General features: G+C 55.3%; 11 protein-coding genes. 5 read left to right on the top strand and 6 right to left on the bottom strand.

Annotated features, from left to right (window positions below):
• Nucleotides 1-57: 57 nt before the first annotated feature.
• From FHS27_RS24780 to FHS27_RS24770, 3 genes are all read right to left on the bottom strand, one after another.
• Nucleotides 58-1,845: a HEAT repeat domain-containing protein gene (locus FHS27_RS24780; RefSeq protein WP_246420849.1), complete on the bottom strand. Its 1,788-nt coding sequence runs from the start codon at nt 1,843-1,845 to the stop codon at nt 58-60.
• On the bottom strand, nt 1,842-2,567 hold the full coding sequence (locus FHS27_RS24775) for a hypothetical protein (protein ID WP_184308106.1): 726 nt from the start codon (nt 2,565-2,567) through the stop codon (nt 1,842-1,844). The genes FHS27_RS24780 and FHS27_RS24775 overlap by 4 nt, the downstream gene beginning before the upstream one ends.
• Nucleotides 2,568-3,038: 471 nt before the next feature.
• Complete coding sequence (locus tag FHS27_RS24770; RefSeq protein WP_184308104.1) at nt 3,039-4,034, bottom strand: TIGR00341 family protein; 996 nt, start codon at nt 4,032-4,034, stop codon at nt 3,039-3,041.
• Nucleotides 4,035-4,553: 519 nt separating this feature from the next.
• Between FHS27_RS24770 and FHS27_RS31460 the strand changes: the two genes are divergently transcribed.
• A complete protein-coding gene (locus FHS27_RS31460; RefSeq protein ID WP_261363960.1) occupies nt 4,554-4,679 on the top strand; it encodes a hypothetical protein in 126 nt (41 codons plus the stop codon).
• A gap of 235 nt (nt 4,680-4,914) precedes the next feature.
• On the opposite strand, the gene FHS27_RS24765 is transcribed toward FHS27_RS31460, so the two are convergent.
• Both FHS27_RS24765 and FHS27_RS24760 read right to left on the bottom strand, forming a co-directional pair.
• A complete protein-coding gene (locus FHS27_RS24765; protein ID WP_184308102.1) occupies nt 4,915-6,585 on the bottom strand; it encodes an arylsulfatase in 1,671 nt (556 codons plus the stop codon).
• A 59-nt stretch (nt 6,586-6,644) separates the two neighbouring features.
• The gene (locus tag FHS27_RS24760) at nt 6,645-8,153 is read right to left on the bottom strand and encodes a sulfatase (protein WP_184308209.1); all 1,509 of its coding nucleotides are present in this window, start codon (nt 8,151-8,153) and stop codon (nt 6,645-6,647) included.
• Between the two features lie 803 nt (nt 8,154-8,956).
• Here FHS27_RS24760 and FHS27_RS24755 point away from each other — a divergent pair.
• Both FHS27_RS24755 and FHS27_RS24750 read left to right on the top strand, forming a co-directional pair.
• Nucleotides 8,957-10,444, top strand: coding sequence for a glycoside hydrolase family 125 protein (locus FHS27_RS24755; RefSeq protein ID WP_184308100.1), 1,488 nt, complete (start codon nt 8,957-8,959; stop codon nt 10,442-10,444).
• 77 nt (nt 10,445-10,521) lie between these two features.
• Nucleotides 10,522-12,807, top strand: coding sequence for a GH92 family glycosyl hydrolase (locus FHS27_RS24750; RefSeq protein ID WP_246420847.1), 2,286 nt, complete (start codon nt 10,522-10,524; stop codon nt 12,805-12,807).
• A 278-nt stretch (nt 12,808-13,085) separates the two neighbouring features.
• Here FHS27_RS24750 and FHS27_RS24745 read toward each other — a convergent pair whose 3' ends face one another.
• Nucleotides 13,086-13,409 (bottom strand): hypothetical protein, encoded by a 324-nt coding sequence (locus FHS27_RS24745; RefSeq protein WP_184308096.1) that lies wholly within the window; start codon nt 13,407-13,409, stop codon nt 13,086-13,088.
• A 212-nt stretch (nt 13,410-13,621) separates the two neighbouring features.
• Between FHS27_RS24745 and FHS27_RS24740 the strand changes: the two genes are divergently transcribed.
• On the top strand, nt 13,622-15,184 hold the full coding sequence (locus tag FHS27_RS24740; RefSeq protein WP_315854682.1) for a carbohydrate binding domain-containing protein: 1,563 nt from the start codon (nt 13,622-13,624) through the stop codon (nt 15,182-15,184).
• 222 nt (nt 15,185-15,406) lie between these two features.
• On the top strand, nt 15,407-16,222 hold the full coding sequence (locus FHS27_RS24735; RefSeq protein ID WP_184308094.1) for a lysophospholipid acyltransferase family protein: 816 nt from the start codon (nt 15,407-15,409) through the stop codon (nt 16,220-16,222).
• Nucleotides 16,223-16,267 lie beyond the last annotated feature (45 nt).

Genomic DNA, 16,267 nt, shown 5'->3' with positions numbered 1-16,267 from the left:
CTCAATCAAAAAAGGACACGTCCGCCGCCTACCTCTCGCCGATAGATCACGCGTCGACTACTTCACCGCCGACGCGGCTTGCTTGGCGAGTTCTCGCAGTTCGTCAGGGGCGGACTCGTTGTTCGCCAGCGAGGTCAGTTCATCGGCGGCGGCGCTCGCGGCGGAACCCAGCGAACCGAGTGCCGTGATCGCTTCCGCTTGAACACGTCCGTCGGGGAACCGCAGTCCCTCGATCAACACGGGCACGACCTTCGCGGCCATCGCTTCGTCCGACGGACTGATTTTTGAGATCGTCCACGCCGCAAGAAGCTTTTCGAACGGTTCGTCAGTTTCCTCCATGACGGAGACGACTTTGGCTGCCGCGGCGGCAGCACACGGCCCAATGTTTCCAAGAGCAAACAGGGCACCGATGCGAATGGATTCCTCGCCATCGTCGAGCGACCGGATCAATTCGTCTGTAGCCGATGCGGCGTCCGGACCGATTTGGCCAACGACGGTTTGAAGTTGGTTTCGAAACTCGCCCTCGGCCGTTGCGAGAGCACTAACGATACTGGGCATCGCCGGTTTCGCTTGATCGCCAAGTTCTTCGAGTACCGCTACGGCGAGTTCACGCATTTCCTCGTTCGACAGTGCATTAGCCGCCTTTTCAGCCGCCGGCTCACCGAGGCTGGCCAGAGCGTCGACCAAGTTATGTGCGACGACGGGATCAGAGTCGTTCAGCACCTCGATCAGTTTGGGGCCGAGCACTTCAGGATCGACCGGCAACGATTGCAGCCCCTTGGCCGCAGCGAGCCGAAGACTCGCGTCGTCACTGCTGAGGCTGCTGACCAACTGATCCACGGCTGCCTTCAGACGCGCGGCGTCGCCGGGATGCAATTTAGCAAGTGCCCAGTAGGACACCAAGGAAAGCAACGGTTCGTCGCTGTCGCGGGACGATTCCAAATTTGCCGTCGCGTCAACAAATCCCAACGCTCCTGCCGCAAACGCAGCGGCGGTTTGAATCGATTGATTGGAGGTATTTTCGAGCGCCGCCATAATTTGCGGCTGAGCAACTTTCGCAGCCGGTCCGATTTTCGCTAGCGCCAAAATCGCTTGGACTTTGACATCGTCTTCAGGATCGCCCTTCAACAATTCGACCAATGCGGGAACCGTGGGTGCTGCCGATTCGCCGATTTCTTCAATCGCAATGCACGCCCAATAGGCGGCACGATCGTTTTTCAGCGCCGCGTTCAAAAACGGGACCGCACGTTCACCACGCATGACGATCGTTTCGACCAAACGGCTCGCGAACAGTGGGTGCTCCTTTTCCATGATCGACACGGCAATCGGAACGAGCACCTCCGGATCATCGACCAACTCGCGAAGCGAATTCGCTGCGGCGATTCGGTTCCCTGAATCAGGATCACCGACAGCCTTAATCAGCCCCTCGATCACATCCGGACTGCCGTCACCGATTCGGCCAAGTGCGACGATTGCGTGTTTGCGGACCGAAGATTCGTTGTCGTTGGTGGCCGACAAAAGCGATGGCAGCGCGTCTTGGGCTGCCGGACCGAGACGTCCCAGCTCCCGTGCCACTTTCCAACGTTCGGCAGGATCGTCACTGTCGAGTGATTCGACGAGCGTCGCCACGCTCGACGCAGCGGTGGCGGAATCTTGTGCGGTCACCAATTCAGGATTGCATGACAACGCTCCCATCCCGATCGGGGACAGGCACATCAAACAACCGGCGAGAATGCGATAGGCTCGTTTTTTCACGGTGAGGAAACCAGGTGGAGTGATTGAATCAGAAGAGGTGAGAAGCAAAGGCGTACGGGAACGATCACCCGAAGAGTCGCGTGAACTCATTGGTAGTCCTCCTTCACCATCTTTTCCAACCGTCGAAGAAATCGAACGGATCGCGTCAGTTCACTCGCCGAAAAATCGCCGCTGTGATCTTCGACGTGGTACACCCAAAGGTTGAGTAGCTTGTTTAATCGAATGTAATCTTCCGGCGGCAGCGTTCCTTCCTCAGCACGCTTCGCGAACAACTCCTCGATTTCTTTGCGTCCCTTCTCGTCATGCGGGTGCATCAATCCGATCGGCCAACTGATCTTGCCCGTCGGCTCGTAGAAGTCCGAACTCGACAAAGGTTGATATTCGCGACTCTTAATGTACGCCGCCAATTTCTCCTTCTTCGCGTCCGATTGTTTCTTGCGGAATTCATCGCGAATCGCACGGTTTTCGACAAAACTGCTGATGGCGAAGTTTCGATTCTCCAAATACGCCCTTCTCGCACGCTCGGACTCCGTGGCCGCTTGCGCGTAATCAACGGACGCTTGACCACGTGATCGGATCACATCCGCCATTCCACGGGCCATGCCTTCCTCCGCCGTCGAGGCGTGTCCGCCACCGTATCGACCGTAGCCATAGCCGTATCCGGAATAGACACCCGGATTCATGCTGTAGTCGTAACTGCTGTTGTAGCCGGTTCCGTAGCGAGGATCCCCAGCATCTTGGGCGGTGGCAACGTGATACGTCAGCAGTACCGCAAAACTGCAAACCAACAATCGTAGTTTCGAAACGTTCATTACTTGTTCAGTCTCCGTATCGACGGATTTGAAGATCCTGCCGCATTGCAAGATGGAAGGAGCGACGTGTGTTCTGTACATACCGATTCTAACTCCGGCGACATCGCCAAGATACCGTAGCGGAGCCAAAGAAAACTACTTTCCGCGTCGGCCAAACTCTCGCTAGATCGAAAGCCGGCAGGACTCTCATCACGGGTTGCAATAGTAGTATTGTCAGTTGGAAAGACCCTTAGTTTCCTCTCACAAATGATCTGCTCTACGCACCCACCGAGCCGCGACTTCACCACCACCGATCGACGAGATTTCCCTACAAATAATAGCTCGGTTTGAGCATGGCCAAACGACTACCTCACACGAATCAACATGCGTGCGAAAAGGGGACCAGTAACAGCGGTGCACATCAAATTCACGCGCGTGATCCCCGAATTTTCCTCAACCGATCATTCGAAGAAATCGATCACCCGACGCCCTTCACTCAGCCGCCGCCTGATAGATCAACACAATCAGAACCGCCAAGAGCAAAAGCCAAATTCCAACCGCGAGTTGCAACGCCTTCTTAGCACGTTCGGCCTCCCACCACTGACGCGGACGCAGTCCCTGTGCCGCAAAAGTCAGTACGCCGGACAGATTGACGCAGATCACATTGGTGGCCACCAAAAGCAACGCACCCCGCGCCGCTACAAAATCACCCGACCCGATTAAAAGTCCACAGACTGCGAACGGCGGCAACAACGCGACCGCGACCATCACACCAATCAAGGCCGACGGCGCACCACTCGTGAACGCCAGCACCCCGGCGCACCCGGATGCGAGTGCTAACAGTATGTCACCCCAAGAAACCGTCGTCCGCGACTGGATCGACGGAAGATCAACGTCAATCACGAACACGGCGCCGAGCACCATGGAAAACACCAACGCGATCGACAATCCCGTCGCATTTGCCTTCAGAGATTCAAGCGCCAACCGAGTATCGCCCAACGTCGTCGCCAAACAAAGCGACATGTTTGGACCGAGCAACGGGGCGATCACCATCGCGGCGATGATCACCGCGTTATCGTTGCGCATCAATCCGACCGCCGCGACCACAGTGGCGATGATCACTTGCGCCACAAAGGTCCGTGAAATCCTCGCGCCTTCGGAAACATCGGCATAAATTTCCTCGCGACTGATTCTCTCAGGTGACTTCGCAGCCTGGCTCGCGGTGGCGTCATCATCTGACGCTGGGCGCGGCAGAGTCGCTTCGACGGGAATGAGAATCACGCGAAAACCACTCACGTGCGCAAAACGCCCCTCCAAATCATCCAGCATCGCCTCCGTGTTCGATGCCTTTACAAGCAATCGCACGATCGCCTGTTCGTCGTTGAGACGATCGTCCCATCGTCCTAGAACGGTGTCGCTGCGCGGTAGATCGTCAATAGACGACGTCGACTCGACAGGAAGAATGATTTCGAGAAGGCGTAGTGACATGCGAGCGACTGCTGGGGAAAACTTTTTCGGGAAAGACGAACGTAACGACGACGCCCAAAAAGAGAGACGAACTCATTCGCACAATTTGAAATCGCAAGAAACGCAGTGATCACAGCACGAACAATGCCGAGCACGAATGATTTCAAACCGAACTCAGTCATCGACATTTGAATCAATAGAGAGTCAAAGAGTCCGACCTCGCAATGCCCCACGAAAATGAAAGCGAACCGCATGCCCGTTCGACATGCCGCTGTGAACAATCTCAATAGAGCGGCAATCGCACACTTTCAGATTGGACGCAAACCTTTTCGCGATTTTGTCTCTCGAAGCAATCGGCCTGCCTCGCTACGTTGACCAAAACGTGCGTTAATGCACAGTTCGTCGTTCATGGTCGATCCTGAACCTTAGGACACGCCGTTCCTATACGAGAGTTTGTTTGACGCACCACGCAGCCATCATCAGATGTCGCACAATCAGACCGAAATGATCGACGATGTCTTGTAAGTCGAACAATTTCACATGGAGCAGTTCGCTTACATCATCGGAAAGATGGACGCGATCGAGCAGTCCGATGGAACGTCTCTCCTCGACAACACGTTGTTCACGTGGGGATCCGGACTCGACGACGGTTCGACGCACCAGTAGAACGTTTTGCCCATCATTATCGCCGGCGGTGGAGCCCAAGTCCTATCGGGACACACATCAACATGCCCGAGGGCACACCGCTAGCTAACTTGTGGCTGCCCCAGGCACGGATGATGCGATTGCAACTGCCTCGCTTCGCCGACAGCATCGGCATGATCGAAGAACCAATCGATCAACGCCGCAATGTCCACTGATCTATTCAACGTCAAAGCGTTGTCGCACGCTCCGCGTCGTGTCAGTCGCCTTGACGCTTGTTCGAATTCTTGGTGACCGTCTTCTTCGGCGTTTTCTTTTTCGATACCGGTTTCGGGTAGACGCCCACTCGATCAGACCACACGTTCCACTTCGCGGCCATTGCCGCCGTTCTTTCCGGCATTGCCGGCGCGAGGTTGTTCGTTTCCGTACGATCGGCTTCCATGTCGTAGAGTTCCCACTTTGTCGCATCCACGCTGCGTGCTCCAGCGACCCCGCGTCCCACCAACTTCCATTTCCCGTCGCGCAAGAACGCGTTCTGTTCGTGTTCGATGCAAATCGGTTCAGCCCGAGCGAGTGGTTTGCCGTGGAAGGCGGGACGAAGCGAAATGCCATCGAGTGGCGGGATCGGTTGGCCTGCTTTTTCGTCTGGATACGTCGCACCGGCAACGTCTAACAAAGTCGGCATCACATCAATTAACTGTGCCGGAGATCGATACCACTGCGGATTCGGTCCAATCGAGGAGGGCCAGTGCATGAGGAACGGAGAGGCCGTACCACCTTCGTGAGCGAAGTGTTTGTAGAGCCGAAACGGTGTGCTCGACGCGTTGGCCCACGCCTCACCATAGGAGTTAGCCGTTTCGAGATTTCGCTTATCAACATCATGAAACTCACCACGCCCCAACATGCCGCCTTCGGCACAGGCACCGTTATCGGAAAGCAACACAATCAAAGTGTTTTCGAATCGCCCCAACGACTTGAGCGACTCAACCAGTTTTCCAATATTCTGATCGATCCGGTCGATCATCGCGGCATAGATGGCCATCTTCAAATCCATCTCATCGCGTTGCCGCTCGGACAAAGTCTCCCACTTCGGGATACCCGCAGTCGAGGGGCTCAACGGCCATTTCTCGTTGATCAACCCGAGTTCAATTTGACGCTGATATCGTGCGCGTCGAACCGCATCCCATCCGTCACGATACTTGCCCCGATAACGATCAATATCGTCTTCGAATGCTTGCAGCGGCCAGTGCGGTGCCGTGTACGCCAAATACAAAAAGTACGGACGCTCAGGAGACTGTTCACGATGGCCGCGGATGAATCGAATCGCGTGATCCGTAAATGCATCTGTTGTGTAGAACGCTTCCTCCGTCGTGCTCTCGGGATTTTCCACGGGAGTATTGCCCGACGTCATGCCGCGAGGATGCAGTGGTGCGAAATAGCGAGTGGCTCCCGCGAGGCTTCCGTAATACTGCTGGTACCCTCGCTGCATCGGCAACAAACTCGCGTCATGCATGCCGAGATGCCATTTACCCGACATGAACGTCGCGTAACCGCTCGGCGCGAGAGCCTCCGCGATCGTGACGCAGCGTTCGTTAATGTAGCCTTGATAATTTGCGGGACGGTCGTTCGGTTTTTGCGCCGGCGACAACGTCATGTGACCGATTCCGACTTGATGGGGATGCAGACCGGTCATCAATGTGGCTCGCGTCGGACAACATCGACCGCTGTTATAGAACTGATCGAACCGCACACCTCCCGCGGCCAATTGATCAATGTTGGGGGTCTCGATTTCGCTTCCGTAACACCCCAGATCCGAGAACCCCATATCATCGACCATGACGAGAATGATATCGGGCCTTTCGTTCGCGAACGAGTTTCCAAATCCAAACAGACTCAGCAAGAACAGGAGCAACACAAACGAGCGGGGCATGGTGGGCCTCATCGGTGGATCGAATTGGGAGAGAGGGCAAGACGAGTTGATAACGTCGTCTACAAGTTGGCGTGGGGGCTCGGATACTCGTCGAGAATCTGCAATAGACTTCTCAAAACCGAGGGCTGTTCGTTGGCAACGTTTCGGGTTTCGTTGGGATCCGTTTTCATATCGAAGAGTTCGTAAGTCGCATCACGTTCCGGCGCCGCTGGTTTTGACCATTCGACGAGCCGATAGCGAGACGTACGAATGGCCCTGCCGAGTCCAAATCGCGGGAACACGTGATAGGCGTGGTCGCGAACACGAGCGTTCCCATCTTTGAGAACCGGCACAATACTGACGCCATCGATGGATTGAGGACCGGTCGGATTCGGCAATCCCGCGAGTTCAGCGAGCGTCGGATAGATATCGACGGTCTCGGTCAGTTGTGCCGTCTGCGAATTGGGCTGCGTCACTCCCGGAGCGACGATGAAGATCGGGATTCGGGCTGCCTGTTCGTAGTTCGTATGTTTGGTCCAGAACCCGTGATCACCGAGATGAAAACCATGATCGCCCCAAAGCACAATGATGGTGTCGTCGGAAAGTTCGAGACGATCAAGTTCGGCGACGACTTTGCCGATTTGAGCGTCGACATAGCTCGTGCTGGCATAGTAGCCATGGATCAGAGTTCGCGTTAGCTGATCGTCGATGGCAGCCGGGCTGTTCTTGTCGGGGACGGGAAAGTAATTTCGAATTTCCCCCTGACCGTTTGGCTTGCCTGCCTCAATCGGCGAGTCGAGCGGACTCGTTTTCACGACCGGCATGGGCAATGACTCGCGGTCATGCATGTCCCAGTATTTCTTCGGCGCACTGAATGGCAAATGAGGCCGCGCAAATCCCACGACCATAAAGAACGGAGTCCCATCCGCTTGCCGTCGTTGCTTTGCATGACGCAAACGTGCAGCGGCGAGTTCGGCGATTCGGCCGTCGGCGTAAGCATTGTCCTCCACATCCGGCGATTCGAACGCAGCACCACGGGGCAACGAATTGTTATCCGCAACGCGATGATTGGTAAAGAACGCTTCCTCTCGCGTCAATTCACCCGATGGGGTGCTTTCCGGATCGACATACTCGATGACCTTTTCGTGATGATGGGGCACACTGAACGAATCGGGGTCGCCGTGATTGCCATGCCCGATGTGGAACACCTTGCCCATTGACTCCGTGCGATACCCATGGCGTTGGAAGTACTGCGGCAGAGTCACTGCATCAGGCACCAGCTTTCGCAAATGGCTACCCAAACCATACAGTCCGGTTGAGGTGGAATGCGCACCGAGCATCAGAGTGAACCGCGACGGTGCACAGACAGCTTGGTTGCAATACGCGGCGTCAAATCGCATGCCCCGCGCCGCCAACGCATCCAAGTGCGGCGATTTAGCGTGAACATCGCCATAGCAACCGAGCGTCGGTTTCAGATCGTCGACCAAAATCATCAGAACGTTTGGCCTCGACTCAGCCTCAGCGTGCGCCGGCCCAACACCACCAATAAGAACACAAACAACGATCAACAAAGCAGCGGAACGAATCATCACAGCACGAAATTCAAAGTTGGGAAATAGATCGACATTGTGGACGGAAACCAATCAATGCACACAAACAAAAGAGCACAACCGAAGGAGTTCGAGAACTCTTCCTTAATAGTCTCGCGGTAGGCTAGCACCCCAAACGCAGCCCGCGAACCGCATGGGCCATCGAGAGACGGGTATCGTTGATGCCATTCAATTGCGGCCAAATCAAATCGTACCAATGTCGAGCGACGGTTGCCTACTTCGATCGCACTCGACCATGAACTTCACCGCCCCGTCACGGATGCCTAGGTCGCATTCGACAAATCTCGAATGCTGACAACACGACAAAAACCTGCTAACCGCAGGCGTTCTAAACAGGTGAGATGGGAGTGGTGTCATGGTGCTACTCCGATGTGTTGCCTTTCAAAGGTCTCGTTGGACGATTGCACGGATAGCTCTGCGTACAAACGCAAATGTGATCAACCGAGGCGGATCGCTCTGATGCCCCCTCCGTCTAAACCTAACACGCCTCCGTCCGAACCTAATACGATCGCCTCCCCCCAGTCTCTACATACCTTCGAGAGATTTGGATTCGCCCTCCGAGTCCGTTGACTCATCACGAACCCTCAGCGATTCAAAATGGACCGTGAGTCGCCCCTCTGCCATGCGACTCTCTGCCGCACATGTGATCTCGCGCACGGCGATTACGTTTTTGCGCCAACTAACGGCAATGCAGTACTTTCGCGTTAAAATGATAGCTACAGTGGCGTCCCGCACGGCGGTTCTCCCGCACCCGAGTTTGTATCTACACGAGACTGAAGAACGTGACTACCAATCCCGATTCCCAACATCGATCCGCAAACCAACTCGGCTTCTCACGACGCGGCGTCCTGGCGACCGCCGTTGCCGCCGTGTTGGCACACGCAGACGCATACGCCGCAGAGTCGTTCGCGCCGGCGAGCCGTCGACTGGCAAGCAATCGCCCCCCGATTGAGCAGCGTCGATTTACCAGCGAGTCGGTCGAGGCGACCATTGAGAAGGTGCGAGCGGACATCAAAGATCCGGAACTGGCGTGGTTGTTCGAAAACTGTTACCCCAACACGCTCGACACGACGGTGGAATACGATGAAGTCGACGGAAAACCGGACGCATTCATTATCACCGGCGACATCGACGCGATGTGGTTGCGTGATTCAACGGCGCAGGTCTGGCCCTATTTGCCACACATCGGGTCTGATGAAAAACTAAAACGTTTCGTCAAAGGACTGATTCATCGCCAGAACCTTTGCATCCTTTTAGATCCTTACGCGAACGCGTTCTACAAAGACGCGACGCGGCCATCGCATTGGGCGAGCGACCGTCCCGAACCGATCGCGGGCGTGCACGAACGTAAGTGGGAAATCGATTCGTTGTGTTATCCGATTCGTTTGGCAAACGAGTACTACCGATTGACCAACGATGCGAGCATTTTCGATGACGAGTGGGAACGCGCGATGCGTTTGGCGGTCCACACATTACGTGTCGAACAACGCAAGGACGGCACCACGCCCTATCGCTTCGTTCGTGAGACAACACGGATGCTCGACGCACCGCCGTTTGACGGAACGGGCCGCCCCATCGCTCCCGTTGGCCTGATCGTTTCGGCGTTCCGGCCGAGTGATGACAGCAGCCTCTATCCGTATTTGATCCCCTCGAATCTGTTCGCCGTGCAATCGCTCAGGCAACTCGCGACAATCTTCACTGAACATATCGACGACGTAGAATTTGCAAACGAGTGCACCAGTTTTGCTGACGAAGTGCATGGTGCGATCCAGCAACATGCGGTGAAATCACACCTCGATTTCGGGACGATCTACGCCTACGAAGTCGACGGGTTTGGCAACGCTGCGTTTTGGGACGATGCCAATGTCCCCAGTCTGATGTCACTCGCGTATCTCGGAATCCATGATCCCGATGATCCGATTTACGTCCGCACTCGCAAGTTCTTGCTCAGCCCCAGCAATCCGTATTACTTGACCGGCACCGCCGCGTCGGGACAAGCGAGTCCTCATACGGGCAAAAATCGCATTTGGCCGATGGGAATCATCCTGCGAGCGTTATCAAGCACGTCCAAAGAAGAAATCTACGAATGCCTCACGATGTTGCGAAATACTCACGCCGGTACCGGATTCATGCACGAGGCGTTCAACAAAGACGACCCTCGTGACTACACCCGTGATTGGTTCGCGTGGGCCAACACGCTCTTTGGCGAATTGATCGTCAAAGTTCATGCCGAACATCCCGACTTGCTCGCCCGCTCGTTCGACGATTGAAATCGATCTGCACGCCAAGTGATCGAAGCGACAACTTCACGATCGATCACGTTCCCTCCTCAAACCATCCCGCCGCAATGAAACGCCGTCTTCTGGAAACCTTGCAATTCGTCCTCACCACCGGACTGATGTTGATCGCATCGTCCAACGTTTTCGGCGAATCACTCGTGTCGTTAGCCAACCCGCTACAAGGGACCGATTCGGTCCAAGACTTTTCACACGGAAATCTCTATCCCGCGATCGCGACTCCGTTTCCAATGAACGCATGGTCGGCATACACGCAGCCGATGCCCGATTCGTTCTACTATCAGTATCAACAAACGAAGTTTCGAGGGATTCGGCAAACGCATCAGCCGAGCCCCTGGATCAACGAGTACGCGGCATTCTCTTTCATGCCCGTCACGGGCGAACTGCGTGTGAACGATCGCGACCGAGCCTCTGATTTCTCACACGAACAAGAGCAGGCTCGCCCGAGTTATTACCAGGTCTATCTGCAGACGCACGACGCGACTATCGAGGTCACTCCAACGCCGCGATGCGCGTCCTTTAAGGTGACGTATGGTGACAGCGTTGGTGAGGATCGCCCCGCCTACATCGTTCTCGACGCCTTTCGCGGTGGGTCGTCGGTTCAAATCTTGCCCGATCGTAAAACCGTGATCGGTACCGTCCGCAATAACAGCGGTGGAGTCCCTAGCAATTTCGCAAACTACTTTATCGTGAAGTTTGACCAAGCATTCGAATCACATGGGACTTGGACACCCGACAACATCGCCGAAGGCCAAAACGAAGCCACCGGAGATCACGTCGGTGCGTATTTTCAATTCAACACATCCACGTCGCACGAGGTGACGTATCAAGTCGCATCGTCGTTTATCAGTCATGAACAGGCCGAACAAAACATGCGATCGGAGATCGGGACCGATGACTTCGATACCGTGCTAGCCAAAGCCGACGCAGCGTGGAACGAACACCTTGCTCGGATCACAATCGAGGGAGGCAGTCACGAACAACGCCGCACGTTCTACTCGGCAATGTATCGCACCATGTTGTTCCCACATCAGTTCTATGAAATTGATAGTGCGGGCACCAAAAAATACTACAGCCCGTATGACGGAAAAATACACGAAGGTGTGATGTATACCGACAGCGGCCTGTGGGACACGTTTCGCGCGTTACACCCGTTGTTGAATTTGATCGCCCCCGAAACGAACGCTGAAATTCTGCAAGGACTCCTCAACGCATACAACGAAAGCGGATGGTTGCCCGCGTGGGCGAGTCCCGGACACCGTGATTGCATGATCGGCAATCACGCGTTTTCACTATTTGCCGATGCGTGGGTGAAGGGTATCCGAGACTTCGATGCCGAAGCGGCGCTGAAGGCAATCGTTCATGACGCGAACAACGAAGGTCCGATCCGCACGATCGGCCGTCAAGGTTGCGATTTCTATCGCGAACTCGGATACATCCCTTCATCGGAGATTTCCGAAGCCACCGCGAAAACACTCGAATTTGCCTACGACGATTACTGTGCCAGCGTTCTGGCCAGGGGACTCGGCGAAGACGAAATCGCGGACCGATTTGCCGCCGATTCGACGAAGTGGCGAAACGTTCTCGACACCGAAACCGGATTCGTGAGAGGACGCAACAAAGACGGCTCTTGGGCGGAACACTTCTCGCCGGACGAATGGGGAGGCCCATTCACCGAAGGCAGTTCATGGCACTGGACGTGGTCGGTGTTTCATGACATCGACGGTTTGATCGAGGCGTTGGGTGGACGCGATGCATTCGCCAAACGGTTAGACAGCGTTTTCAATGCTCCCCCGACAGTTCGCACGGGCTCCTACGGAGGGTTGATTCATGAGATGACCGAAATGATTGCACTCAACATGGGGCAATACGCTCATGGCAATCAACCAATCCAACACATGATCTATCTCTACGTGCATGCCGGCCAACCTTGGAAGACACAATATCATGCACGGCAGGTGATGGACCGACTGTACGATTCCTCGCCACGAGGACTTTGTGGTGACGAAGACAACGGGCAAACTTCGGCTTGGTACGTGTTCAGTGCCTTAGGGCTTTATCCCGTGACTCCAGGTGACACGACCTACATCATGGGAAGTCCGCTGTTCGAACGGGCGACCGTGCAACTCTCGAATGACAAAACGTTCACCGTCGAAGCCATCGAGAACAGCCACGAAAACGTCTACGTCCAATCAGCGACATTGAATGGCGAACCGCTCGATCGAGCTTGGTTGACTCATGACGAGATCGTCAGCGGCGGAACCTTGAGGCTGCAAATGTCCGACGTCCCCAATAAGATGTGGGCATCATCACCGGAATCTCGCCCGGCCCACTAACGCACGTGGAACATAACGTGCCTCGTCACGACAGTTGCATTCGCTGGAACTCGGTTCCCCGATATCTGGCGACATCGGCTACGGCTGTTTAGTAAACGCTCTCGTAACGATCACACCGATACCGCATCCACGAACGGCGATTCGCTAACGGCGATTCGCTAACGGATGCGACGAATGGCCGCGTGAATCGACCCGCGGGAATTCACGCAGTCGTCTCGCGTAGATCGACGCGAAAATACCGTCTTTCGCAATGCGAAAAACGCGTCCTGGTCTATTGATTACCGTGTCGTTGATCGCTTGACTGAGACGTCGCCGGACATCTCGCCAGCGGCGGTCAGAAAATCGCCTTCTCGCAGTAGCGTCACAATGAATTTGTGATAATGTTGGAACGACAATGCACGCGGCGCATCGTCCAACGAGAGCATTGGACCACATCGTGCATGCTCTATATCGCTGACTCCGCTTCGCTGTATCGCGGCGAGTAATTGTTGACCCCATCGGTCAAATTGCACGGCGAGTCCCTTCGGTCGAGCGGCGCTGCGTTGTTCCCACCTCTCGAAATCCCCACCCACCCAATCACGCAACCCGTTGGTTGTCTTCATCGTGTCCGAGTTGCGAACGGCGCGGCCTCTCGCGCGCAACATACGTTGACACGCCGACGAAACCAACCATGACCCTGCGTTGCGTTCACCCCACCTTCGTGCCCATGTCACCGAGCGTCATGATCAAGAAAGCAATTTGCGTTATCGTCGTCTTAAGCTTTTGCGGTTCACTCCACGCAGAACCCCCGTTGCCGCCCGTTGGAAAACGTTGGGTGCTGAACCCGAATTTGTCCGACGAGTTCAACGGAACAGAATTGGACAATTCCAAATGGCTCGATCATCACCCGACATGGCGTGGACGCGAGCCGGGGATCTTTCTGCCGTCACAAGTTTCCGTCGCGGATGGTTTCCTGCAAATTCGTGGCGAGAAACTGAAAGAAGAAATCGTGGTTCGGCGAGGGCGGGGACACAAGGACGTCTATACGATCGCGGGCGGGGCCGTCGTGTCTAAGAACTCGGGCCACTTTGGCTACTACGAGTGCCGATGCAAAGCAGCTGCGACAACGATGTCGACCACGTTCTGGTTTTCCGGCGGTGGCGGGATCGGCCCCAACGGCTGCGACTCCTACGGTCAGGAATGGGACATCCAAGAATGCGTCGGACGCCGCGGCGATTTCGACGGGAAATACTTCGCCAGCGGAATGCACTCCAACGGACACTACTGGTACACCGACTGCGATGGCGAGAAACACGACCACCGTGCTGACCAAGTCACATTTGAAGATCCCGGATTGGCGTCCGCCGCATTCCACGTCTACGGCGGATGGTGGAAAGACGCTACCGAGGCGAGTTACTACTACGACAACGGCCCCGCCAAACACCAAACGTTCTACAACAAGATCAGCGACACGCCGTTCGACAAACCGATGCGGATGAACCTCGTTTCGGAAACTCACCCCTTCCCATGGATCGAATTGCCGACCGACGAAGAACTCGCCGATCCGGTGAAATCCGTTGCCGTTTACGATTGGGTGCGAGGATATTCGCTCGTTGATTTTGACGCGTCCTATGCTGCCGAGCCAAACCCCAACATGGCGACCAACGGCGGTTTTGAAACAGGTGATTTGGATCAATGGAAAGGACGTGGCGGATCACGCTCGGTTGTGTCCTCACCCGAACATGTCCACGACGGGAAGTATGCGGTTCGTCTACACGGGGCGGCATTGTTGTCGCGTTTGGTCTTGCTCAAACCTGAGACCGATTACGATTATTCTTGCTACGCAAAAGTCACCCCCGGCAGCACGTTCACGTGCGTCTTGAAGTCAGACGACACTTTCACCGCGAAGGTCACCGAACAGCAATACGAACGCAAATCCTTCCGATTCCGAACTCCCAAAAGTGGAAACATTCGGATCGAGGTGTCTTCGTCGGGAGAAGACCACGAAGGCTATTTCGACAATTTTGTGATCCGCGAATCAAACCCGGATATCCTTGAGCAACCGCCCATCGTCGACGCATTCCAAGAACGAATCGAGTTCGGCGGCGAGGTGATCTTTGACGACCGTGACAACGCCCTTGCCGTTCCGATCATCTACGCAGCTAACCAAGATCGGCAAGTTCGACTGACACTCCGACATGGCGATAGTGTTGTTTCCCAAACGACAATCGAGGCAAACGCCGGGTTAGCGAACGGGATCGTCAAGTTTGTCGTGCAGGAAGACTTCAGCGACTCAGGGCGTTACGCGTTGCATGCCAGCCTGATGGCGGACGGCAATTCGGATGCCACCATCGGCGAAGCGGTCCAACAGATCACGCTGCCCACGGCGAATCAATAACTCCCGATGTAGATCTCCGCATCCCTGAATGCGGCTGAATACATAACACAAACACGCGATCAACACGTTCGCGGGCACGAAGCCTCTCGTCGCCGCTCCCTGATCGCTGCGTGACTCGAAGTGGGCGACTTACGCAAATCGCAACGATGCTTTAGCCTCTGCGATCAGATGGCGACGCCGCTGCATCGCCGAGACAAATTTTGATTAACCCTCCGTCCAGTCATGCCCGCAAATACAGCCAATCTCGACACCGAACTGTTAGCTTACCAAGACAACCTATACACGACGCCACCGCACAAGGTTTCGTTTTTCTCACGGATCGCCCCGACGCCGGTTTTCTACTGGAAATTTTTGACCAACGTCTACCGCTCGAGCGGACAGGCACGCAAAGGGAAGTACGACGCGGCACGCTGGAGCGAAACCAGCCATCACGTTCTCACGGCCCTCGAATCCGTCGGCGTCAACGTCGAGATCAGCGGTGTCGAACATCTTCGACAACTCGACTCGCCGTGCGTGATTGTTGGCAATCACATGAGCATGCTCGAGACGATCGTATTGCCGGCGATCGTTCAACCCGTCAAGGACGTCACATTCGTCGTCAAACAAAGCCTCTTGGATTACCCAGTCTTTCGTCACATCCTCCGATCACGCGATCCGATCGCCGTGACTCGTGACAATCCGCGAGAAGATTTCAAATCGGTGATGCAGGGCGGAACCGAACGGCTTAGCAACGGCAGGTCAATTGTCGTCTTTCCACAAACGACCCGGTCGAAAACGTTTGAGCCCGAGAACTTCAACACGATCGGCGCGAAACTAGCTTTGAAAGCGCGCGTTCCGATCGTGCCGCTCGCGTTGATGACTGACGCATGGAGCAACGGAAAACGGATCAAGGACTTTGGCCCGATCCTTCCAACCAAGAAAGTACGCTTTGCATTCGGCGAGCCGATTGTCATGTCAGGGCGCGGCGCCGAACAACATCAACAAACGATCGACTTCATCGAATCAAAGTTGCGTTCGTGGCACTCACGATCCGAGTGAATGTCACGACACCCACTCCCAGTCACGTCTCAAACGCATTTCCTA

It is taken from the genome of Aporhodopirellula rubra, from assembly GCF_014192335.1.
GTDB lineage: Bacteria > Planctomycetota > Planctomycetia > Pirellulales > Pirellulaceae > Rhodopirellula > Rhodopirellula rubra.
The sequence above is the reverse complement of the archived record's forward strand: the minus strand, read 5'-3'. Positions and strand labels throughout refer to the sequence as shown.